Source organism: Pseudactinotalea sp. Z1739, assembly GCF_049725055.1.
Lineage (GTDB): Bacteria > Actinomycetota > Actinomycetes > Actinomycetales > Beutenbergiaceae > CALKWS01.
Genome location: NZ_JBMPQA010000012.1, coordinates 69,090 through 91,076 on the forward strand (window position 1 = coordinate 69,090; position 21,987 = coordinate 91,076).

A 21,987-nucleotide genomic window follows, 5' to 3' on the forward strand; every position below is an offset into this window, starting at 1 on the left:
ATGCTGACGGCATGGCCTATTCTGTCGCAAAACGGTGCAGAGTCGACCCACCCTCGCCGGCGATGCCGAGCCGCGACTGGATGGCCCGCACGATCGGCAGATCGGGTTCGAGCCAGGCCACCGTGTGCAACTCCCCCAGGGGGAGCCAGCGCAGATCGTCGTGATCGGCCAGCGGCGCCGGATCGCCGGTGGCGATCTGGGCGAACCACACCCGCATCCGGTGACCGTGCAGGATCGGCCAGTCGGTCCCCGCCGGGCCGGCGATCTGCTCACCCAGGTGGATCCGGATGCCGAGTTCCTCGTGCAGTTCCCGATGCACGGCGTCGTGGTCGGCCTCCCCGGGCTCGACCTTCCCCCCAGGGAACTCCCAGCGCCCGGCGAGGGTCTTGGGCGCGCTGCGCCGCGCCGCCAGCAATCGGGTGGGGTGGCGCAGATCGTCCAGAATCGCCGCTGCGGCGACCAGGGCTCGGGGAGCGGTCATCCAAGCGATAGTACCGATAGGACTTTATCCACAGCCCTGATCCACAGCTGTGTGCACAGGATGTGAGTTGGCACGTCATGGCTGTGGACGGCGGCCCGGGAGGCCATCGCTCCCGACCATGGCGGGCGCGGGGCCGTAGGTCACCTACGCCGAGGCGACGCCCGCCACCGCGTTGCGAGACCGTCGCTACCGCGCGGCCAGCGGTCTACCCGTGTCGGACGACGAGGCGGGGCACCGCCCGGAGTCCGCTCACCACCGTTGTGGTGGCGTGCTGCAGGTCCTGCATCCGGAACCGCACCCCGTGGCGACGCCTGGTCGCCTCGATGCGGTCGGGCAGTCCGGTATCGGCGGCCACGGCGCGCGAGCCCACCGAGTGCACGACCAACTCGATGCGGAGTTCGGTCGCCCCTGCCCCACCCCCGTCGGGCCCGGCCGGCCCGGACGCCGCACGCAGTGCCTCGGTGATGTCGATCCGGTAGGGCGGTGCCCACAGGTGCCCGACCGACGAGCCGTCGATGATCACCTCGGCGACCTCACCTACCGGGGTGTCGACCTCGGCGCGGAAGGACTGCGGCGGCAACCCCCGCTCGGCCAGCGCGTCGGGGTCGATGGGCTGCGTGGGTCCCAGGTCCAGTAACACCTGCGCCGCCGAAGCCGGCTCGCCGGCCCGGACATTCTCGGGGATGGTGACCACCGCCTCATAACGCAGGCTGTCCAGGTGGGCCGGTACCTCGTCGTCGCTCTCCCACACGTGCGGCAGCCGCACCGGCCGCAGCGGACCCTCCGCGGGTCCGGCTGACCAGCCGCCGATCTCCAGCTCCTCCTCCCGGGGACGCACGCCCTGCTCACCGGGCGCCGGCCACGGTTCGTCGGCGACGCCGGTGAGGAGCACCTGGGCGCCATAGGGCGCCAGTTCCACCTCGATCCAGGGCGGGGCCGCATCGGTTCGCTCGAGCGTCCGTGCGTCCAGCACGGTGCCGTGGGCCGGATCGGCCAGGGCCCAACAGGAGTAGCCGGCGCGCGGCCGCACTCCGGTGCGGAACTGCTCGGCGCCGGTGTTGACGACCAGGTAGACCTGTACCGGGCCGAGGTCGCGGTGCACCACGCCGACCACGTCGGCACCGGTGCGCACCGCACAGTCCGCCCCGATCCGCCCGACGAGCACCTCCGCCAACCGGTCGGCCGGGACCACCTCGCCGAGTTCGGCGCCGTCGGGCACGGCATGGTTCGGCACCGCGTCCCCGGGCACGGAGTCTCCGCGCAGGTCCACACCGCGCGGGCGGACCCAGCGTTCAGGTGCCGGCTGCACCTGCCCGGGATCGTCGTCGATCGTCAGCACGGCCACCCCGGCGTCCCGGGCAGCCCGCAGGAACGCCCGTGCCCGCGATCCCAGGGGGCCGAGCCAGGGGACGACGACGGCGCGGAAGGTGTGCGGGTCCAGTCCCGCCAGGGCGTCGTCGTCGAGCAGGTCGAAGTCCAGCCCCGCGGTGCGGATCCGGGCCGGGATGTCACCCAGCGCACGCGCGGTGCCGCGCCACAGGTTGCACCCGTACGGCCCCCCGGTGCCCATCTCGGCGTAGATCGCCGCGGATGGGACCAGGACCGCGACGTCCGCCACCGCGCGGCCCTGGCGCAGCAGCCACCCCAGTCGGGTCAGGTACCGGCTCAGTTCCGGCATGACCGGCCACCAAGGGTTGCGATCATCGAGCGCCCCGGCGGCGTAGAACAGATTCCCCACACCGGGCGCATCCTCGGCGGAGTAGGGCCATCCGTGCATGAAGAACTGGTTCACCCCGGACAGGAAGTGCTCATGTGCCTCTCCCTTCAGATCCAGTGGGGTGGCGCGCAGCGACGGGGAGTGGATCCAGGTGAACGCCTCGGCCGAGACCACCGGGCGCGCGTACCGGTGCGCGGCGGCCGCGGCCCACCGGGTCTCGGGCAGGCCCAGCCAGCCCCAGCCCTCCCCTTCGAAGGCCTGGGCGTGGCGGTAGGAACTGATGGTGGCCGGCGGTTCCCCGTAGTTCTGGATCCGCAGGTCGACTCCGGCGTCCTGGGACCAGCGTCCCAGCACCGCGACGAAGTTCTCCTCGTACAGCTCCGACAGGGTGCGGTAGTAGTCGGCGCGGAAGGTCGCGTGGCCCGGGCCCTCGACCCGGAGCAGGTACAGGTGCGGCAACGGATCGTACCCACGGCGTCGGGTGAACTCCTCGGGCAGGTGCACGGTGAAGTCGGAGCCGTAGACCTCCAGTGAATCGCAGAACACCGCGCCGATCCGGTCCGGGCGCGCCGCCGCCAGGAGTGGGTCGGCTACGGCGCTCAGGTGGGCGCGGGTGGCTGCGGCGCTGTAGTGGTCCAGCACCGGGCCTTCGGCGCCGTTGGCTGCGCGCTTGACCTGCTGGCCGGTCAGCACCGACCAGACCAGCAGCACCGTCCTGGGCCCGGCTCCGGGTGGGATGGTTGCCGCGGCAGGCCCGATCGGCACCGGTTCGTAACCCCCCGGTGCCGCCTCCCCGGGGGCGCCGGGGGCGAGGAAGACGGCGAGCAGGTCATCTCCGGGCCACGAGGCGCTGCGGGCGACCTGGTGGGTCGCCGGACCGATCTCGCGTACCTCCCAGCGCAAGCCACGGGCGGCGTGTTCGGAGCCGATGTGCCCGCCTCCGTATGACCACCCGCTGCCCAGCGTGAGGTCCAGGCGCAGCCCCAGTTCGGCCGCCGTGGCGGCGGCGTAGTCCAGGTGGTCCAGGAACGCCTGGGATCCGAACTCCTCCGACTCCTCGGTGAGGGGGTAGACGAAGGAGAGTTCGGCACCGCCCAGTCCGGCCGCACGCATGGCGTGCAGTTGGCGGGCGATCCCGGACCGGTCCACCTGCGGGCCGAACCACCACCAACGCACCATCGGGCGGGCGTCATCGCAGGGTTCGGCCATACCGTCCAGCACGGATCTCAGACTTGCCATGCCCTTCACCCTGCCAGTGCTGCCGCTCTCGGCTCGCCCAGCCGCGCCGGAGCCGGAGCCGACGCGACGGCGCGCATCGCGCGGACAGGGCAGACTTGGGCACATGAGCACTGATGGCGAGTTGTTCGAGGTCCCCACGTCCGCCGGCGCGATGCCGGCCTACCGATGGTTGCCCGCGCAGGGGCAGGGCCCGGGTGTGGTGCTGGTGCAGGAGATCTTCGGCGTGAGCACCTACATCCGGCGCCGTGCCGCGGACCTGGCCGAGGCCGGTTTCGTGGTGCTGGTGCCGCAGTTGTACTGGCGGCTGCCGCGGAACGATCTGGATGAGTCCGACCCGGCGGTCCTGGAGCAGGCGATGTCGCTGGCCGGGCAGCTGGAGTGGGCCGACGCCACTTCTGACACGGGTGCGGCGCTGTCGGCGCTGCGTGCCGATCCGGCGGTGAACGGCAGGGTCGGACTGCTGGGCTTCTGCTACGGCGGCGGGGTGGCCTTCCAGGTGGCGGCCGAGGACTCACCGGACGCGCTGGTCAGTTACTACGGCTCGGCGTTGCCCGGGTTGCTCGATCTGGCCGAGTCCATCACCTGCCCCAGCCTGCACCACTTCGGCACCGCTGACGCCTACATCCCGATGGAGCAGGTGGCCCTGATCCGCCGGGCCGTTACCGCCGCCCCGGTGCCGGCGCAGTTCGAGACCTATGACGGCGCCGGGCACGCCTTCGACAACCCCGCACCGGCGTTCCACCACCCTGAGGCCAGTGCGCTGGCGTGGCCGCGCACCCTGGAGTTCCTCTCCGGGCACCTGCACGCCACCTGACCGGGTTCGCCGTGAAGGACACCTATTCACGATCCGACGCCGCCTGCGCACCCGGTGCACCAGGCCCTGCCACCCCGCATTGCGGGCCCACGCCGCCGCCTCGAAAGCCACACTCGTGAGCGCGAGGAAGAACCCCCATCGGCCACGTGGCCCGCGCAGCGTGGTTGCGCTGCTGCTGGCCCTGGCACTGGTCGCCGCAGTGCTGTACGGCGCCGATCACCTACTACGGACAAGGGCGGAGTCGCACCTGGCATCAGAACTTCGCCAGGCGCTGCCGGAAGTCTCCGACGATCTGCAGGTGCAGATCGACGGTGCGCTCTTCTTACCGCAGCTGATCACCGGGAGGGTTGGGTCGGCGCAGGTGAGCGCCTCCGAAATCCAGATCGACGCGTTCTCGGCCCACGACACCCACGTGTACCTGCGTGGGATACACCTGCGTGAGCCCTACCGGGTGGAGCACCTGCAGGTTGATGCCCTCGCCCCGGCCCAGACGCTGCAGGCGCTGCTCGCGGCGGCGGGAGTGCCCGACGGGGTCCGCATCGACCTGGAGGGCACCGATCTGACCGCCCGGTCGCAGTTGCTCGGGGTACCGCTCGCCGCGGTCCTCGTTCCGGAGGCCCGCGGTCGGTCCATCGCCATCACGGTGGGCACGATCGAACTGGGTGGTACCCGCATCGAGGCCGCCGACCTGCCCGACGCCATGACGGGATGGCTCAGCGACCTGGAGGTGGAACTGAGCGACCTACCCGAACCGCTGCTGCTGGACCACCTCGAGGTCCGCCCCGGCGGGGTGGCCCTGCGTGTGACCGGCACCGATGTGGCCATCGAGGATCTGTGACCCGGGCCGCAGACTTCGCCGCGTGGTTCGGCCCGGACGCCTTCGATGCCACCTATGGCTATGATCTCGCCGCGCTTCGCGGTGTGCGCCCCTGTCCGACTCCGCCGGGGTTCGCCGAACACTGGCGCGCACGGTACCAGCGGGCCCGTGCGGTGCACGGCACGATGCGAAGGGCCGCGCTCGGCCCTGTCGGCGCCCATGAGTTGTACCGCATCGACTTTCCCGGCACCGATGACCGGCGGCTGGGTGGCTGGCTCGCCCTGCCGCGCGACGGGCGGGTGCACCGCGGTGTGGTGCAATCGCACGGGTACGGTGGCCGGAGCGGACCCGAGCCGGGCATTCTGAGCCCGGGCACAGCGGTGTTGTGGCCGGTGGCCCGGGGGCTGCCGACGGCGAGCCTGATGCCGGACCTGCCGGCCCTGGCTGCCGAGCATGTGCTGGTCGGCATCGACTCGGTCGACTCCTACATCCTGGGAGGGTGCGCCGAGGACATCTGGTGCGCCGCCACGGCGCTGCGCGACGCCGTCGGGCAGGTGCCGTTGCACTTCGTCGGTGAGAGTTTCGGTGGTGGGATCGGGGCGTTGGCGCTGCCCTGGGATGACCGGTTCGTCTCCGGGGTGCTCCGGGTACCCAGTTTCGGTCAGTACGACCTGCGCCTGCAGATGCCGTGTACCGGCAGTGGGGAGGCGGTGCGCTCCCATGTGGCCGCACATCCCGGGGCGCGTGCGGTGCTGGCGTTCTTCGACGCCTCCACCGCGGCAACGTTCCTGGACGTGCCGATGTTGCTCGGCTGCGCGCTGTGGGACCCGGCGGTGCCGCCCCCCGGGCAGTTCGGCGTGCGCAACGCGATCGACGGCGCTGAGGAGTTCGTCTCCGACGCCGGGCACGCCGAGTACCCCGGAGAAGCCGAGCAGTTGGCAGCCTGGCAGCGGCGCGTGCACGGGTTCATCGACGAGGTCGACCGGATCGCTGCGCCCTGAACCGCCAGCTCGGACCGCACCCGGCACCGTGCCCGAGCGGAGAGACTTCACCGCCGGCCGCGGTCACGTCGGGCGAGCATCCGGGCGTAGGCGCGGGCCTCGGCATCGTCGAGTTCGTCATCGGGTGCCGGCACCTCCGGGCGAACCGCAGCCGGCGGAACGGCCCGCGGGCCGGCACCGCCGTCGCCGCGCGCGACGAGGGGCGGCAGCTCCTGGGAGCCGGCCCGCTGGGCCCGGGCCGCCACGGCGATGAGTGCCAACATCGGGATCCCGCCCAGAACCCCCAGCACGAGCGCCCCAGCGCGTTGGTCGGCCAGCGCGTCCACACCCCAGGGAAGACCGAGCGCGCCGAAGTAGTCGGCGGCCAGCAACCGGTCCATCCGCGCCAGCACCACCACCCCGACCGCGAGCAGTGCTGCCGCCACCAGTCCGAGTGCCACCACGTGCACCGGGGTGGGCCGCCCGCCGACGGCGTGCCGCAACGCCGGGTCGGTGGGGAGGAAGATGGTCACGAAGAGGTAGCCCAGCACGCTGAAGTGGACCAGCATGAGCACCAGCCCGATCCGGGTGGTCAGCGCGAGGTGGAACAGCCCGGTGGCGTGCAGGACCACCCACGAGAGCGCCACGGTGGCGGTGGTCACCACCGGACGCGCCCAGAATCGGCCCGCACGTGAGCCGGTCAGCGCCAGCAGGTACTCGCGCGGGCCGCGGGAGTCATCCGGTCGTGGCGGCAGTGCCTGCAACGCCAGGCTCACCGGCGCACCCATCGCCCACAAGGCCGGGACCACGAAAGTGATCGTCACCAGTACCACCAGATGCGCCGAGAACATCACCTGGCCATACACGGCCGGACCTCCCATGATCACCCAACCCAGCACTGCCACCCCGGTCAGGAAGGCGCCGGTGCGTCGGCGCGGCCACGGCTGTTCCGGTGCTTGCCGGCCCACCCGGCGCGCCCCGGCCAGGTACACCACCGCGAGCGCGACGACGCCGGTGGCGAGTAGCACGTCGGGGTCCGCCTGCGTCAGCCACGTTCCGATCTGCGGTGGCGGGGGCACGGGCCGCCCGGAGAGTTCCTCCGCCGGAACGGGGACGTAGGGCAGGGTGTCGGGCACCGGGGTGGGGGTGACCGCCAGCGCCGCGGACACCCCGATCACCGTCCCCATCAGCAAGACCTCACCGCCGGCCAGGCGCCAGAACGCCCCGACCCGGGAAGCACCGTTGGACAGTGCGGTGACGGTGCGGCGCCGGTGCCACCAGCCCAGCGCCCCCAGGCCGGTGAACATCACGGCCTTGGCCACCAGCAAACCCCCGTAGCGGCCGGTCAGGTCGCCGGGATCGTTCAGCCGCAACCACCCGCTGGCCAACCCGGAGACACCCACCAGTACGAAGCACCACAGCGCCACCGTGGAGTATCGGCGCACCACGTCGGCGGTGTGCTCCCCGAGAGTCCGGGCGAGCAGGCACAGCACCACCAGGCCGCCCACCCACACCGACACCGACGCCAGGTGCAACCACATCGCCGAGATCGCCGTCTCGTGGTCGGCGGCCGAACCGGCGTGCCCACGCACCGACCACGGCACCAGCACCGCGAAGGCCGGCACGGCGGCTACCGCCACCCCGCGGTAGGAGGTGATGCCCACCGAGACGACCGCCGCCAAGGCAATCAGCACGGTGGCCACCAGCGAGGCGCGGCCGGCAGACAGTTCAGTGAGGTAATAGGCCAGTTCCTGCCCGAACTCCGCTCCGCCTACCGGGCGCCCGGCAGCGCGGGCGTACCGCAGCAGCACATCGGCCAGGTTCAGCACCGCCCATACCGGGGTAGCCCACGCAAGCATCGTCATCGCCCGGCGCCACGCAGGGGCCTCGCCACCCCGGTAGGGCAGCACCCCCAACAGCAGCACCAGCGTGCCCAGCACCACCGCCGCAGCGAGGTGATGAGCCGCTCCCAGGACCGGCCCACCCCAACGCACCCAGGCCCCGGGGTCCCCGAGAAGTTCGGCCTGCGCCGACCCGGACAGCGATAGCGCCGCCAGGGCGGCCAGGGCCGCGACCGGGACCACCGCCAGCACGAGGCGGGCCCCGGACGCCAGGGGAGTGCTCACACACCGAGCCTAATCGGCGGGCACGGACGCAGGAGCGGCCCGGTCGTGGCTGCCGTGGCCGCGGTGATGCGCACGTGGGTGACCCGCGTGCGCACCACCGCTGGTGCCATGGCAACCGGCCCGAGGCGGGCCATTCCCGTCCCCTGACCTCATTGTTGCGTCGTGCTCGGGCCGGGGTCGATGGGCAGTGCTGCCCATCACGGTCCCGCGTCACTACCAGATTCGGCTGGCATAATCGCCGTGGCGGCACCGATCGTTACCCGACCGATTTTCCGAACCGAGATCCTGTCTCGCCCCGCCGATGAGCAGCCCCGATACGTGAGTGGAGACCATGTCCAGCACCGCTGCGTCGCACCTGGCGCCGAGAACCTCCCCGATCTCCTACGACGAGACGGCGCGGGCCACCGAACTGCTCGGCCGGATCACCCGCGTGTTCGATCAGCGGATCGTGGGTCAGCAGGCGCTGCGGACCGCGCTGGTCTCGTCCTTGCTGGCCGGGGGGCACGTGCTGCTGGAGTCGGTGCCGGGCCTGGCCAAGACCACCGCGGCGCACACACTGGCGCAGGCCGTCGGGGGGTCCTTCCACCGGATCCAGTGCACCCCGGACCTGATGCCCAACGACATCGTCGGGACCCAGATCTACAACTACGCCACGGGCGAGTTCTCCACCCAGCTCGGTCCGGTGCACGCCAACCTGGTGCTGCTCGATGAGATCAACCGTTCCAGCGCCAAGACACAGTCGGCGATGCTGGAGGCCATGCAGGAGAAGCAGACCTCCATCGGCGGTGAGATCTTCCCGCTGCCCAAGCCCTTCATGGTGCTGGCCACGCAGAACCCGATCGAGGAGGAGGGCACGTACGTCCTGCCCGAGGCGCAGATGGACCGGTTCCTGATGAAGGAGGTGCTGACCTACCCGGGCCCGGATGAGGAGGTGGACATCCTGGTGCGCATCAACGACGGCTCGATGGCGGCGCCGATCACCGCCGAGCCGGTGTCGTTGGCCGACGTGGAGTTCATGCAGGCCCTGGCCGCGAAGGTGTACGTGGACACCTCGATCAAGCAGTACATCGTGGCGCTGATCAACACCACCCGCGGCGGCGGCCCGCGGCCACTGCCGAACCTGAACCAGCACGTGCGGGTGGGGGCCAGCCCTCGCGGGGGGATCGCACTCATGCGCATCGCCCAGGCCCTGGCCATCCAAGCCGGCCGCGCCTACGTGGTACCCGATGACGTCAAGGCACTGCGGCACTCCATCCTGCGGCACCGGATCGTGCGCACCTACGACGCGCTGGCGAACAACGTGGCCCCGGAGTCGCTGATCGACGCGGTGTTCGCGGCGGTGCCCAGCCCGTGACGACCCCGGCGTCCCGGACCACGTCCCGGCTGGCCAAGATCCGGGCACGCCTCGACCTGCCCACCGTCCGGCGGGCCTCGGGGCTGCTGGAGGGGCGGCACCGGTCGATCTACTCCGGGCACGGCCAGGACTTCGACGAGATGGCGTTGTACCAGTTCGGTGACGACGTCGGGGACATCGACTGGAAGGCCTCGGCATCCAACGCGATCCCGGTGATCCGCCGGTTCGTGCGCGACTCGAACCTGGCGATGGTGCTGGCCCTGGACACCGGGCGGAACATGGCAGCCACCGCGCCATCGGGCGGGCCGAAGTCGGACGTGGCGATGTTCGCGGCCGAGGTGGTCTGTTTCCTCGCCCGTGCCCGCGGCGACACCGTGGCGATGGTGGCCGGGGACTCCGAACGCATCCAGCAGATCCCGGCCCGCGGCGGCAACCTGCACATGGAGATGCTGCTGCGTCGCTACGAGGCGATGCTGGACCTGGCCTCCCCGCCCTCGGACCTGCAGCGGGTGCTGGACCGGGTGCTCACCTGGTTCCCGCGCCGGTCGCTGGTGGTGGTGATCACCGATGAGGCCCGGCCCGAACCGGACCATGAACTGTCGATCAAACGACTGCGCACCCGGCACGAGGTGATGGTCTTCCGGGTGGGGGACGCGCTGCCCACCGACGAGGTGGATCAACCCGTGCAGGACGTGGACGTGCCGCTGGAGATCCCCGAGTTCCTGCGCTCGCGGAGCGACCTGGCGGCCGAGGCGGCCCAGGCCGCGGCGCAGCGGCGCCTGGACGTGGAGGCGATGCTGCGCCGGCAGGGCGTGGAAGGGGTGACCGCGAACAGCGAGGACGAGTTGGTGGACCGGATGATCGAGTTGTTGCGGAGGCAGAAGCGTGTCCGCCGCTGACGTGATCGCCGCCGAGATCACCGCGGTGTCCATCCACGACCCGGTGGACCCGTTCGCGTTCGCACCCTGGGTGCTGATCATCGGAATCGCGCTACTGGTGCTGATCGCGGCCTGGTACGTGTTCGTGTTCCGGTACACCCGCGAGCGCCCGGCCACCACGGAACGCCGTGGCCGCCGCGATCAGTGGGCCTCGTTGCGCAGCACCACGCTGGAGGAGGTCGACGCCGCCGAGGAACGCTACCGCGAGGGTGAGACGGACCTGCGCAGCCTGCACCTGGACCTGAACCACATCCTGCGCACTTTCGCCAACGGCCGGCTGCGGATGGACACCAGTTCCCTGACCGTGAGCGAACTGGCCCGGCTGGAGGGCACCGACCGGCTCACCGACCTGCTCAGTGACTACGAGGAGCCGGCCTTCGCGATCGACTCCGACGCCGAGGCGCTGTCCGCCACGAACGACGCGCGGGCGGTGATCTCCGAGTGGTGACGATGCACCCGTGGGCGATCGCAGCCGTTGTGCTCGCCGTGGTGATCCTGGGGATCCTGGGCTGGTTCGCCCGGCGCCGCCCCACCGAGCACCAGGACGTGCGCTGGGTGGCCAACGCCGGTTACCTGACCACGTTGCGCTCCTACCGGTCCCGGCTCAGCCGCTACCGCACGGCGCTGGGGTTCATGGGGGTGCTGCTGCTGGGCGCCACGGTGCTGACCGGGGTCCTGGCCGCGCGCCCGGTCGAACGGGACCTGCGCGCGGAGGAGATGGCCTACCGCGACATCGTGCTGTGCCTGGACGTGTCCGGTTCCATGATCGAGTACGACACCGAGATCGCCGAGAAGTTCCTGACCATGCTGCCGGAGTTCGATGGGGAGCGGATCGCGCTGTCGATCTGGAACTCCACCTCCCGCACCGTGTTCCCCCTCACCGATGACTACGACCTGGTCGAGGCCGAACTGACCGAGGCCGCCGAGGCGCTGGACTTCGACATCTACTCCCCCGTGGACAACCTGAACTCGGCCAAGGTGGACCGGCTGATCCGGTTCATCACCGGCACCGAGGGCGGCAGCGGAGATGCCTCCTCCCTGATCGGTGACGGCCTGGCCAGTTGCGCCCTGAACTTCGACGAGGCCGACACCGAGCGTTCCCGCACCATCATCCTCGCCGGGGACAACGAGGTGTTCGGTGAGGGCGTGTTCAGCCTGGACGAGGCCGTGGACATGGTGAACGAACGCGACATCAGCCTGCACGGGATCTACGCCCCCACCAACAATCCACGGCAGGCCGAGGAGGAGGCCGAGTACCGCGATGCGGTCGAACGCCACGGCGGGTTGTTCCACCACGTCGACGACCCGGATGCGGTGCCGCAGATCATCGATGAGATCTCCGCCCAGCAGGCGGTGGACCTGGACGCGACCCCCGAGGTGATCGTCACCGACACCCCGGAGCGCTACTTCAGCATCCTGGTGGTCCTGTTGGTGCTCTACCAACTGGGCGTGTGGAGGTTGCGCTCATGACGCTGCGGATGATGTGGCCGCTGTGGGTCACCGCGATCGTGTTCGCCCCGCTGCTGGCGCTGACGATCTGGCAGTCGGTGCGTGGCCGCGGGCAGCGCAGGTTGCACTGGCTGCGCCGGTGCGGGATGGTCCTGGCCCTGATCGCGATCGCACTGACCCCTGCGGTACCCAGCAGCCAGAGCACCCAGGTGAGTTCGAACGCCGAGTTGTTCTTCGTCGTGGACCGCACCGGCTCTATGGCTGCGGAGGACTACAACGGCACCCAGCCCCGCCTGGAGGGTGTGCGCCACGACCTGGTGGCCCTGACCGAGGCGATGCCCGGTGCGCGTTACACGATCATCGGGTTCGACTCCCAGGCCACCCGGCAGTTGCCGCTGACCACCGACTCCCGGGCGGTGCGGTCCTGGGCGGACACGGTGAATCAGGAGATCACGACATACTCGGCAGGCTCGGCGATCGACCGGCCGCTGGAGGCGCTCGGGGAGTCCCTGAGTGCCGCGGCAGAACGCAACCCGGCGAACGTGCGGCTGGTGTTCTTCTTCTCCGACGGCGAGAACACCAACGAGGCCGAGGGCGGCGAGGTCGACTCCTACGCCCCACTGGCGGAGTTGGTCGACGGCGGTGCGGTGCTGGGATACGGCACTCCGCAGGGCGGAAACATGCGCTCCTACGACGGTACCGCCAACTCCGGGCCGGGCACCGATGCGCCCTACATCATGGACCCGGCCACCGGGGAGCCCGCGGTCTCGGTGATCGATGAGGGCCAGTTGCGCACCTTGGCTGCGGACCTGGGATTGGCCTACGACCACCGGATCAGCCCGGACGGTGTGGACCACCTGGTCTCGGGCATCGATGTGGACGAGATCGCCGAGGACGGGCGGCGCGACGTACGCCACTACGCCGACGTCTACTGGCCCGCGGCCGCGGTGCTGGCCCTCCTGCTGGCCTGGGAGGCGTGGGAGCTGACCCGGGAGATGCCCAGGAACCGGCGCGGTCACGACGGGGCGGAGCGGGACCGGCGTCGCTCCGGCTCGGGCTCGGGTCCGGGATCCGGCTCGGGTTCCGGTGCGGATACTGGTTCGAGTGCCGGCGACGGCGCCAGGAAGGTGGGCGCACTATGAGTACGCAGATCCTGCCACCGCCCGGTGAGTTCAAGACCACCGAGGAGATCCGGGACGCGCGCTTCGCCGAGACGTTGCGTCGCCGGCGGCGCCTGCTGCTCTGGTGGTCCGCACCGGTGGTGCTGCTGGCGTTCCTGGTGGCGGTGAAGTTCCTCTCCGCGGTGGTCATCAATACCGCCGGGATCAGCGCTTACGACAACGAGAACCACAACACCGCAGCCACCCGGTTCGGCCATCTGGAGTTCTTCAACGTGGTGGAGCCGTGGAAGCCCTACTTCAACGCCGGCACCGCGGTGTACTCCGCCGGGGACTTCTTCGGCGCCACCGTGCCGCTGGGCATGGCCCTGGATCTGGTGCCCAAGGCCCCCGAGGAGGAACCACGCGGGGAACTGGAGTGCGCGGTGCGCACCAACTACTCGCTGTCCTTGGAGGGCCTGGGCGATGAGGCCCTGCTGGCCGAGGACCCCGGCACCGCGCTGGACTACTACGAACAGGCGCAGGAGATGCTGGCCGATTGCGTCGACGGCGGCGGCGGGGGTGAGGAGGCCGAGGAGGCCGACGAGCGTCAACAGGAGAGCCAGGACCAGGCCGAGGAGCAGCAGGAGCAACAGCAGCAGGACCAGCAGGACAGCGGCCAGGGGGAGCAGGAACAGGAAACCCCCGAGGGCGGTGAGGACGAGGATCCCACCGAGACCGACGACGGTGAGAACGGGGACCCGACGGAAACCGAGACCGACAACGGAGACAACGGGGACCCGACCGAGACCGAGACGGAGGAGCCGGGTGACCCGCGCGAGGAGGAACTGGAGGAGCGCAACCGCCAGGCGCAGCGGGACCGTGAGGAGCAGGAGCAGCAGGAAAGCGGCGGCGACGGCTCCGGCCAGAACTGGTGAGGGAACCGGGATTGCCTACCCGGCGGTGAGCCGGCGGCGAGACAGCGTGAGGAAACCGGCCCCCGCCAGGATCGCGGTGATCAGTGACGCCACCAGCCGCACCCAGTGCCCGAGCATGAACTCCTGGGCGATCTGCTCCAGGTAGGACACCGAGTGCACCTGCGCACCTTGCTCGAACATGATGACGTTGCGCGGCCAGGCGAACAATACGGAGAACAGGGCGTTGCCCAGGCCGAAGGCGGCCAGGCTGGAAGCGAGCAGGTACCGCACGGCCCTGGTGCGCCAGACCAGGACCAGGGCAATGAGGCCGACGAGGATGGTCGCCGCCCCGAACGGGGCACCGGCGAGGAGTACCGCGGCGACCCACACCGCCGTAATCGCGGCCGTGACGGCCAGCACCGGTAGCGGCCCGGACGGAACAGGACCACCGATCACACCGGTGATGTGCAGCAGCGGCCGGGTCAGGGCGACCGCGCCCAGGAGCAGGATCAGGTGCAGCCGCTGCGCCCGGGACGGTGATGACGTGGCTTGGCTCTCGGGAGGCGAAGGCGCAGGTGGACGCCCGCTATTCGGCGGTGCAGGGCTGGCTGCTCGATACGGTGCTGGCCATCTCCTTGTTCGCCACCCTGGCCGCCATGATCAGCGCGAACCTGGGCAGCGACCGCGGTCCCCAGGTGGTGCCCTACCTGCGGGCGCTGATGCTCGGCTCGTTGATACGGTGTGCGGCTGGCCGAAGGGCCGGACGTGGCGTTGCTGGTCGGCTATGACTCGCCAACGATGTGCTGCTGATGGCCGCAGCGATCGCACTGGGCACCGGTCTACGGCTGCGCAACCAGTTGCGGGTGAACTCCACCCGGCTGCTGTGGGCCACCGAGGAGCGTGAGCGTGCCCTGGCGCAGGCCGCCATCACCACCGAGCGCGCGGATGTCGCACGGGAACTGCACGACTCCCTGGGCCACCAGGGCACGGTGATCTCGATGCACACCAACATCGCGCGGGAGTCCATGGTCACGCACCCGGAGACCGCCCGCGACGCTCTGGAGGTGGTGCAGAAGACCAACGGGGCGATGATGAGCGAACTGCGCCGTACGGTGCGCACCTTGCAGCGGCGGGAACCGAGCCCCGCGCCGGCGACACTCGTCGATCTGCAGCGCTCGCTGCTGGCTCACCTGCCCATCGACGTCGACACTGAGATCACCCTGCCCGGCGAGCTCCCGCGGCACCTGGAGGCCACCGCCTACCGGATCATCCAGGAATCCCTGACGAACGTGGTCAAGCACTCGGAGGCCGATGCCGCCCGGATAGCGGTCACCACCGCAGACGGGCAGGTGCGGATCGTCATCTGCGACCCCGGGCCGCCGCGTCGGGCCGACACCGGCGCGGGCGGGCCCGGTTACGGAATCCGGGGTATGCGGGAACGGGCCGTGAACGTCGGCGGGCACCTCACGGCACAGCAGGAGGACAACGGGTTCGTGGTCCGGGCTCACCTGCCGCTGGACTACCCTCCCACCCGGCCGGACCCGGACGGCCGGGCCGGAGGGACCCGATGATCTCTGTGCTGCTGGCTGATGACCAGGAACTGGTCCGCACGGGTCTGCGCACCCTCCTGAGCCTCGACCCGCGGATCGAGGTGGTGGCCGAGACCGGCGACGGGCACAGCGCGATCCGGGCAGTCCATCGCCACCGACCCGACGTGGTCCTGATGGACCTGCAGATGCCGGCGATGAACGGCATCGAGGCCACCCGCACCATCTGCGCCGCCCCGGAACTGAGCAGCACCCGGGTGCTCATCCTGACCACTTTCGATGACGATGAGGACATTCTCGCAGCCGTCCGGGTCGGGGCCGCCGGGTACCTGCTCAAGGACACACCCTCCGCAGACCTGCGCCGCGCGGTGCACGCGGTCGCCCAGGGGGAGAACCTGCTCTCCCCGCAGGTCACCCGCAAGGTGATGGCGCACATCGCGGCCACGCCGGGCCCCGCCGCCGACCAGGTGGACCTGTCCAGCCTGACCGAGCGGGAGGTCGAGGTACTCACCAAGATCGCCCACGGCCGGACCAACCGCGAGATCGCCGCTGACCTCTACCTCTGTCACGCCACCGCCCGGACCTACGTCAGCCGGATCCTGACCAAGTTGGATGCCCGCGACCGTACCGAACTGGCGATCCTCGCTCACCGAGCCGGGCTCTACCACGACTGAGATCGGCACCGATGAGCACGCAGCCGCTCCTCGTCGGTCCGCTCAGCCCCAGACGAGGCCCTGTGTCGGGTCCGCCATCACCCGGGCAACATCGGCCAGGACGCGCGAACCCAGTTCACCGTCCACCAGGCGGTGGTCGAACGACAACGCCAGCTGCGTCACCCAGCGGGCCTTGAGCTTGCCCTTGTGCACCCAGGGGCGCTGACCGATCGCGCCGAAGGCCAGGATCGCCGACTCCCCCGGGTTCAGGATCGGGGTTCCGGTGTCGATGCCGAAGACACCCACGTTGGTGATGGTCACCGTGCCGTCGCTCATCGCCTGCGGGGTGGTCTTCCCGGCCCGGGCGGTGCCGGTGAGGTCACCGATCGCCACCGCCAGCTCGTGCAGGTTCATCCGGTGGGCGTCCTTGATGTTGGGCACCACCAGCCCGCGCGGTGTGGCCGCGGCGATGCCGAGGTTGATGTAGTGCTTGTAGACGATCTCCTGGGCCTGCTCGTCCCAGGCGGCGCTGATCGCGGGGTTGCGCTGGATCGCCAGGATCAGTGCCTTGGCAGCGATGAGCAGCGGTGTTACCCGGACGCCGTCGAACTCTGCGTCGGCGCGCAGCCGTTCCACGAGTTTCATCGTCTTGGTCACGTCCACGGTGGTGAACACCGTCACGTGCGGGGCGGTGAACGCTGAGGTCACCATCGCCTCGGCGGTACGCCGGCGCACGCTGCGTACCGGCACGCGGGACTGGCGGCCGTCCTCGGAGACAGTGCTCCCATCCAGCCAGGGCTGGTCATCGCCGGGATAGGTGGCCAGGCTCCGTGCCCCCTCCTGAGCCTGGGCGGCCACGACGTCCTCGCGCGTGATGATTCCGCCCGGGCCGGTGCCCGGGACCCGGGCCAGGTCGATCCCCAAGTCCTTGGCGAGTTTGCGCACCGGCGGTTTCGCCAGCACGTGGCCGGTCTGCTCACCGCCCGCGGCGCTCGGTCCCGTGAGACCGGCGCCGGCCCCCGTGAAGCCGGACGAACGCCCCTGAGACCGGTCCGGCGCGCGGCTGGCCTGATCGCGCTTGACCGGTCTCGCGGGAGTGGGAGTGGAGGCGGGGGTGGGGGTGGCGCGGCGGCGACGGCGGGTGCGCACGCCTTTGGTGCCGTAACCCACCAGGACGTCGCCGCTGGGCTCCTCGGTGCCGCTGGCGTCCGGTCCGCCGGAGTCCGTGTCCTGGCCGGCCCCCTGGCCGGAGGCCGCGTCCTCGCCGGCCCCAGCGTTCGTGCCGGTGTCCTCGCCGGGCGCAGCGGCTGCGTCGGTGGCCTCGCCGACCCCCCGGCTCGAGCGAGCGTCGTCACCAGACGCGGCGCCTTCTTGCTGGGCACCGCCGTCGTCGGAAGCCGCCTCCCCGCCCGGGTCGGTGTCGATCACGATGATCGCGGCGCCGACCTCCACGGTCTGCCCCACCTCCACCAGCAACTCGCTGACCACGCCGGTGTAGGGGCAGGGCAGATCGACCAGCGACTTGGCGGTCTCGATCTCCACGATGTCCTGGTTGACCTGAACACGGTCACCGGCGGCGACCTTCCACTCCACGATGTCGGCCTCGGTCAGGCCTTCACCGACGTCGGGGAGGGCGAATGTCACGTACTGGGGCATCGGGGCTCCTGGTTCGGTGTGCAAGTTCAGAGTTCAGGTTCAGTGGCTCAGGGAGTCGTCGATGGCGTGCATGATGCGGTCGAGGTCGGGCAGGTAGTCCTCCTCGAGGTTGGCCACCGGGTAGGGGGTGTGGAAACCACCGACCCGCAGCACCGGCGCCTGCAGGTGGTAGAAGCACTCGGCCGAGATGCTCGCGGCCAGTTCGGCCCCTGCCCCGAAGTAGGTCGGGGCCTCGTGGACCACCACCAGGCGCCCGGTCTTGCGCACACTTGTGGCCACGGTGTCGATGTCCAGTGGGGAGACCGAGCGCAGATCGATCACCTCGGCGCTGGTGCCCTCCTCCTGCGCCGCCTGGGCGGCGGCCACGATGGTGCGCATCGTCGGCCCGTACCCGGCCAGGGTGATGTCGGTGCCCTCGCGTACCACGGTGGCGTTCTGGATGGCGCCCGGGTCGAAGACCGACGGCGGCTGCTCGTCCTGCGCGGAGTGCGCACCCGGGCCGGACTGCTCGGTGCCGACGTCCTGGCCGCCCGGGCCGGTCCGGCCCGGTGGACGCACGCGCACCGGACCCTTCTCCCAGTACCGTGCCTTGGGTTCGAGGAAGATCACCGGGTCGGGGCAGGCGATCGCGTCCTGGATCATGGCGTAGGCGTCCCCGGCCGTTGCCGGGCTGATCACCCGCAGCCCGGGAGTGTGGGCGAACAGTGCCTCCGGCGATTCGCTGTGGTGTTCCACCGCCCCGATCCCGCCGCCATAGGGGATCCGGATCACCACCGGCACCTGCACGGCGCCACGGGAGCGGTAGGACATCTTGGCCAACTGGGTGGTGATCTGGTCGAAGGCGGGGAAGACGAACCCGTCGAACTGGATCTCGACCACCGGTCGGTAGCCGGCCATCGCCATCCCGATCGCGGTCCCCACGATGCCGGACTCGGCCAACGGGGTATCGACCACCCGGCTGGCGCCGAAGTCCTTCAACAACCCGTCGGTCACCCGGAACACCCCGCCCAGGGCGCCGATGTCCTCCCCCATCAGCAGCACCTTCGGGTCACGCTCCAAGGCATGACGCAGGCCGAGGTTGATCGCCCTGGCCAGCGGGAGCTGCTCGGTGCCCGCAGCCGGCGGGGACGTGGGTCCGGTGCTCATTGACCCTCCTCGAATCCGGCCTGGTAGGTGTCGAACCACTCCCGGTCGGCGGTGACCAGGTGGTGCTCGGTCGCGTAGACGTGCTCGAACATCGCGCTGGGCGGCGGTGGAGCGAGGGATCGGCAGTAGTCCCGCAACCGCTCTCCCAGTTCCTCGGCCTCCCGGTCCAGTTCGGTGAAGAAGTCCGAACCGATGCCCTCAGCCTCCAGCAGGAGGCGGAGCCGGTCGATCGGGTCGCGGCTGCGCCACAGATCCTCCTCGGCGCGGCTGCGGTAGCGCGTGGGATCGTCGGAGGTGGTGTGGGCGCCCATCCGGTAGGTGACCGCCTCAATCATCGTGGGCCCGCCACCTGCTCTGGCCCGGCGCAGCGCCTCGAGGGTGACGGCGTGGCATGCCAGCACATCGTTACCGTCCACGCGCACCGAGGGGATGCCCACGCCGGTGGCCCGCTGGGCCAGTGGCACCGTGGACTGGCGGGTGGCCGGCTCGGAGATCGCCCACTGGTTGTTCTGGCAGAAGAACACCACCGGGGCATCGTTGACGGCGGCGAAGACCATCGCCTCGTACACATCGCCCTGGGAGGTCGCGCCGTCGCCGAAGTAGGCGACCGCGGCCCGGTCGCGGTCCGGATCCCCGGTGCCCACGTCCCCGTCGCGCTGCATCGCCATCGCATAGCCGGTGGCGTGCAGGGTGTGCGAGCCGATCACCAGCGTGTAGAGGTGGAAGTTGTGCCGGGCCGGATCCCAGCCGCCGTGGTCCTGGCCCCGGAACAGGTGCAGCAGCTCGGTCAGATCCAGTCCGCGGGTGTAGGCCACCCCGTGCTCGCGGTAGGAGGGGAAGGCGTAATCGCGTGGGTTCATCGCCCGACCGGACCCGATCTGCGCGGCCTCCTGGCCGAGCGAGGGCGGCCACAGGCCGAGTTCGCCCTGTCGCTGCAGCGAGGTGGCCTCGGCATCGAAGCGCCGCACCAGCACCATGTCCCGGTACAGGCCGGCGAGCGCGTCGGTGTCGAGGTGCTCCACCAGGGGGTCGTAGCGGTGGTCGGACACGCGCTCCCCGGTTGGGGTGAGCAGTTGCACGGTGTGCGCGGAGGCATCGAGGTTGCCGGCGCCGCCGAAGGCGTCCTCGGTGTGATGAGGTACCGGTGCCGGAGAGGTCTCACTGCTGGCGACCACAGGTTCTCCTTGATCGAGGACTAGCTGTTGTACACACACCCCGGGGCGCCTGGGTGTGGCGCATCCGGGGTGTGAGTGGTGTACATCAGCCGGGGTTGGTGGGTCACACCATGCATCCGGCCTCAGCAACCTACGCAAGCGTAGGCTACGCAACCGTAGGTTGCTGCTGTGCGATTCTCCCCAATCGGGTAGCAGCGTTTTGTAGGTTTCCTCCAACAGCCGGAGTGTCTGTGTGGCGTCAGCGCCGGACTGCCGCAGAGACCCAGCGCGATGCCACGGACAGCGCGATGTCGTTGGCCTCGGCCTCTGCCACGGTGACCCGGACCCCGTGGCCGGCGAAGGGGCGCACCATCACGCCCGACGCGGCGGCGTCCTCAGCCAGTGCCAGCGCCCGGTCCCCCACCGGCAACCAGTAGAAGTTCCCCTGGGGTTCAGGGATCTGCCAGCCCTGCTCCCGCAACGCCGAGACGACCCGGTCCCGCTCGGAGACGATCTCGTCCACCGCGGCCGAGACGGCCTCGCGCTGGTTCAGCGCGGCCACCGCGGCGACCTGAGCCAGACTGTTCACCCCGAACGGGGTGGACGCGGTGCGAAGGGCGCGCACGAGCCGGCGCCGGGCCAGGGCGTACCCGACGCGCAAGCCGGCGAGCCCGTAGGCTTTCGAGAACGTACGGAGCACGACGAGGTTCTTGTACCTCTGCAGCAGCGGGACGGAGTCGATCGGGTCGGGACTGCGTACGAAGTCGACGTAGGCCTCATCCAGGATCACCATGATGTTCCTGGGGACCCGGTCCAGGAAGGCGACCAGGTCGGCGTGTGACATCGCCGCGGAGGTGGGGTTGTTCGGGCTGCACAGCAGCACCACCCGGGTACGCCCGGTGATGGCCTCCGCCATCGCGGCCAGGTCATGACCGCCGTCGGCCCGCAGCGGCACCTGCACCCCGTCGGCCCCGGTGACCTGCACCAGGATCGGGTAGGCCTCGAAGGATCGCCAGGGATAGACCACCTGATCGCCGTCGGCGCACATTGATCGCAGCAGGAGTTCGATCAGCGCCACCGAGCCGTTCCCCACCAGCACCTGATCGACCATCAGGTCGTGCCGGTCCGCGATCGCCTCGGTGAGCCGGTCGGCGTACATCTGCGGGTACCGGTTCGCGTCCTCGGCGGCATCGATCACCGCTGCGGTCACCGCCGGCAGCATGTGCCCCGGGAGTTCGTTGGAGGAGAGCTTGAAGACCGAGGCGTTGGATCCGCCGGCCCCGGGCACGTAGTGCGGCAGATCCTCCAGCGCGGCACGCAGCCGCACCCCGCCGATCTCCGAAGTCACGGGACTGGGTGGTTTCTCCGGCATGGGCCCAGCATGCCAGGCCGGCACGGGCTGCGGGACGGCTCGCCGTGGATTCGCCCAGGTGCTGTGCTCACGGCAACACGCGGTGCCACAATGGGCCCATGCGTTTCATCCTGCGACTGATCATCTCCGGTTTCGCCATCTGGGTGGCCTCCCTGTGGATCAACGGGATCGAGGTGGAAAGCGACGGCTCCTGGCAGCACACCCTGTTCGTGGTCGCCGTGGTCGCGCTGATCTTCACGGTGGTGAACACCCTGGTGAAGCCCTTGGTGAAGATCATCTCGCTGCCGCTGTACATCCTCACGCTGGGGTTGTTCTTCCTGGTGGTCAACGCGCTGATGCTGATGCTGACCAGCTGGCTCAGCGGACTGGTCGGGGTGGGCCTGGACGTGGACGGGTTCGGTACGGCTGTGTTGGGCGCGCTCCTGATCGCGGTGATCACCCTGGTCCTGAGCCTGGTGATCCCGGGGTCGAGGAACTCCAACGGGCGTCGCTGAGGCCGGTGCGGTGCCGGTTCGTGGGCGCACCCGCGC

The 21,987-nt window shown here is 70.4% G+C and carries 21 protein-coding genes; 13 read left to right on the forward strand and 8 right to left on the reverse strand.

Annotation, left to right across the window (positions count from 1 at the left end):
- Nucleotides 1-16: 16 nt before the first annotated feature.
- Both ACO0LV_RS15030 and ACO0LV_RS15035 read right to left on the reverse strand, forming a co-directional pair.
- Nucleotides 17-481 carry a (deoxy)nucleoside triphosphate pyrophosphohydrolase gene (locus tag ACO0LV_RS15030; protein ID WP_424788731.1) on the reverse strand — a complete coding sequence of 155 codons (465 nt, stop codon included), beginning with the start codon at nucleotides 479-481 and terminating at the stop codon, nucleotides 17-19.
- 205 nt (nucleotides 482-686) lie between these two features.
- A complete protein-coding gene (locus ACO0LV_RS15035) occupies nucleotides 687-3,437 on the reverse strand; it encodes a glycosyl hydrolase (protein ID WP_424788732.1) in 2,751 nt (916 codons plus the stop codon).
- Nucleotides 3,438-3,540: 103 nt separating this feature from the next.
- On the opposite strand from ACO0LV_RS15035, the gene ACO0LV_RS15040 reads away from it, so the two are divergent.
- From ACO0LV_RS15040 to ACO0LV_RS15050, 3 genes are all read left to right on the forward strand, one after another.
- On the forward strand, nucleotides 3,541-4,251 hold the full coding sequence (locus ACO0LV_RS15040) for a dienelactone hydrolase family protein (RefSeq protein ID WP_424788733.1): 711 nt from the start codon (nucleotides 3,541-3,543) through the stop codon (nucleotides 4,249-4,251).
- Between the two features lie 115 nt (nucleotides 4,252-4,366).
- Entirely contained in the window at nucleotides 4,367-5,089 is a 723-nt protein-coding gene (locus tag ACO0LV_RS15045) for a DUF2993 domain-containing protein (protein ID WP_424788734.1), read from the forward strand.
- Nucleotides 5,086-6,069 carry an acetylxylan esterase gene (locus ACO0LV_RS15050; RefSeq protein ID WP_424788735.1) on the forward strand — a complete coding sequence of 328 codons (984 nt, stop codon included), beginning with the start codon at nucleotides 5,086-5,088 and terminating at the stop codon, nucleotides 6,067-6,069. The genes ACO0LV_RS15045 and ACO0LV_RS15050 overlap by 4 nt, the downstream gene beginning before the upstream one ends.
- 47 nt (nucleotides 6,070-6,116) lie before the next feature.
- On the opposite strand, the gene ACO0LV_RS15055 is transcribed toward ACO0LV_RS15050, so the two are convergent.
- Nucleotides 6,117-8,174, reverse strand: coding sequence for a cytochrome c oxidase assembly protein (locus ACO0LV_RS15055; protein WP_424788736.1), 2,058 nt, complete (start codon nucleotides 8,172-8,174; stop codon nucleotides 6,117-6,119).
- A 331-nt stretch (nucleotides 8,175-8,505) separates the two neighbouring features.
- Between ACO0LV_RS15055 and ACO0LV_RS15060 the strand changes: the two genes are divergently transcribed.
- From ACO0LV_RS15060 to ACO0LV_RS15085, 6 genes are read left to right on the forward strand one after another with little or no spacing between them, the layout of a single operon-like run.
- Nucleotides 8,506-9,528 (forward strand): AAA family ATPase, encoded by a 1,023-nt coding sequence (locus ACO0LV_RS15060; RefSeq protein ID WP_424788737.1) that lies wholly within the window; start codon nucleotides 8,506-8,508, stop codon nucleotides 9,526-9,528.
- Complete coding sequence (locus tag ACO0LV_RS15065; RefSeq protein WP_424788738.1) at nucleotides 9,525-10,427, forward strand: DUF58 domain-containing protein; 903 nt, start codon at nucleotides 9,525-9,527, stop codon at nucleotides 10,425-10,427. The genes ACO0LV_RS15060 and ACO0LV_RS15065 overlap by 4 nt, the downstream gene beginning before the upstream one ends.
- A complete protein-coding gene (locus ACO0LV_RS15070; protein ID WP_424788739.1) occupies nucleotides 10,414-10,914 on the forward strand; it encodes a hypothetical protein in 501 nt (166 codons plus the stop codon). Before ACO0LV_RS15065 ends, ACO0LV_RS15070 begins: the two co-directional genes overlap by 14 nt.
- On the forward strand, nucleotides 10,911-11,936 hold the full coding sequence (locus ACO0LV_RS15075; RefSeq protein ID WP_424788740.1) for a vWA domain-containing protein: 1,026 nt from the start codon (nucleotides 10,911-10,913) through the stop codon (nucleotides 11,934-11,936). The genes ACO0LV_RS15070 and ACO0LV_RS15075 overlap by 4 nt, the downstream gene beginning before the upstream one ends.
- Nucleotides 11,933-13,057, forward strand: a complete 1,125-nt coding sequence (locus ACO0LV_RS15080) for a vWA domain-containing protein (protein WP_424788741.1) — start codon at nucleotides 11,933-11,935, stop codon at nucleotides 13,055-13,057. Before ACO0LV_RS15075 ends, ACO0LV_RS15080 begins: the two co-directional genes overlap by 4 nt.
- Nucleotides 13,054-13,950: a hypothetical protein gene (locus ACO0LV_RS15085; protein WP_424788742.1), complete on the forward strand. Its 897-nt coding sequence runs from the start codon at nucleotides 13,054-13,056 to the stop codon at nucleotides 13,948-13,950. Before ACO0LV_RS15080 ends, ACO0LV_RS15085 begins: the two co-directional genes overlap by 4 nt.
- Before the next feature lie 15 nt (nucleotides 13,951-13,965).
- On the opposite strand, the gene ACO0LV_RS15090 is transcribed toward ACO0LV_RS15085, so the two are convergent.
- Nucleotides 13,966-14,385 carry a hypothetical protein gene (locus tag ACO0LV_RS15090; protein ID WP_424788743.1) on the reverse strand — a complete coding sequence of 140 codons (420 nt, stop codon included), beginning with the start codon at nucleotides 14,383-14,385 and terminating at the stop codon, nucleotides 13,966-13,968.
- 83 nt (nucleotides 14,386-14,468) lie between these two features.
- Between ACO0LV_RS15090 and ACO0LV_RS15095 the strand changes: the two genes are divergently transcribed.
- Genes ACO0LV_RS15095 through ACO0LV_RS15105 form a run of 3 tightly spaced genes read left to right on the forward strand, consistent with a single transcriptional unit; the run spans nucleotide 14,469 to nucleotide 16,150 of the window.
- A complete protein-coding gene (locus ACO0LV_RS15095; RefSeq protein ID WP_424788744.1) occupies nucleotides 14,469-14,717 on the forward strand; it encodes a hypothetical protein in 249 nt (82 codons plus the stop codon).
- Between the two features lie 21 nt (nucleotides 14,718-14,738).
- On the forward strand, nucleotides 14,739-15,500 hold the full coding sequence (locus ACO0LV_RS15100; protein WP_424788745.1) for a sensor histidine kinase: 762 nt from the start codon (nucleotides 14,739-14,741) through the stop codon (nucleotides 15,498-15,500).
- Nucleotides 15,497-16,150: a response regulator gene (locus ACO0LV_RS15105; RefSeq protein WP_424788746.1), complete on the forward strand. Its 654-nt coding sequence runs from the start codon at nucleotides 15,497-15,499 to the stop codon at nucleotides 16,148-16,150. Before ACO0LV_RS15100 ends, ACO0LV_RS15105 begins: the two co-directional genes overlap by 4 nt.
- 42 nt (nucleotides 16,151-16,192) lie before the next feature.
- Here ACO0LV_RS15105 and ACO0LV_RS15110 read toward each other — a convergent pair whose 3' ends face one another.
- From ACO0LV_RS15110 to hisC, 4 genes are all read right to left on the reverse strand, one after another.
- Nucleotides 16,193-17,785 carry a dihydrolipoamide acetyltransferase family protein gene (locus ACO0LV_RS15110; protein ID WP_424788747.1) on the reverse strand — a complete coding sequence of 531 codons (1,593 nt, stop codon included), beginning with the start codon at nucleotides 17,783-17,785 and terminating at the stop codon, nucleotides 16,193-16,195.
- 39 nt (nucleotides 17,786-17,824) lie between these two features.
- On the reverse strand, nucleotides 17,825-18,931 hold the full coding sequence (locus ACO0LV_RS15115; RefSeq protein ID WP_424788748.1) for an alpha-ketoacid dehydrogenase subunit beta: 1,107 nt from the start codon (nucleotides 18,929-18,931) through the stop codon (nucleotides 17,825-17,827).
- Nucleotides 18,928-20,106 carry a pyruvate dehydrogenase (acetyl-transferring) E1 component subunit alpha gene (gene pdhA, locus ACO0LV_RS15120; protein WP_424788749.1) on the reverse strand — a complete coding sequence of 393 codons (1,179 nt, stop codon included), beginning with the start codon at nucleotides 20,104-20,106 and terminating at the stop codon, nucleotides 18,928-18,930. The genes ACO0LV_RS15115 and pdhA overlap by 4 nt, the downstream gene beginning before the upstream one ends.
- A gap of 238 nt (nucleotides 20,107-20,344) precedes the next feature.
- The gene (hisC, locus tag ACO0LV_RS15125; RefSeq protein WP_424788750.1) at nucleotides 20,345-21,433 is read right to left on the reverse strand and encodes a histidinol-phosphate transaminase; all 1,089 of its coding nucleotides are present in this window, start codon (nucleotides 21,431-21,433) and stop codon (nucleotides 20,345-20,347) included.
- Between the two features lie 122 nt (nucleotides 21,434-21,555).
- Here hisC and ACO0LV_RS15130 point away from each other — a divergent pair, with 122 nt between their 5' ends.
- Nucleotides 21,556-21,951, forward strand: a complete 396-nt coding sequence (locus ACO0LV_RS15130) for a phage holin family protein (protein WP_424788751.1) — start codon at nucleotides 21,556-21,558, stop codon at nucleotides 21,949-21,951.
- The last annotated feature ends 36 nt before the right edge of the window (nucleotides 21,952-21,987 follow it).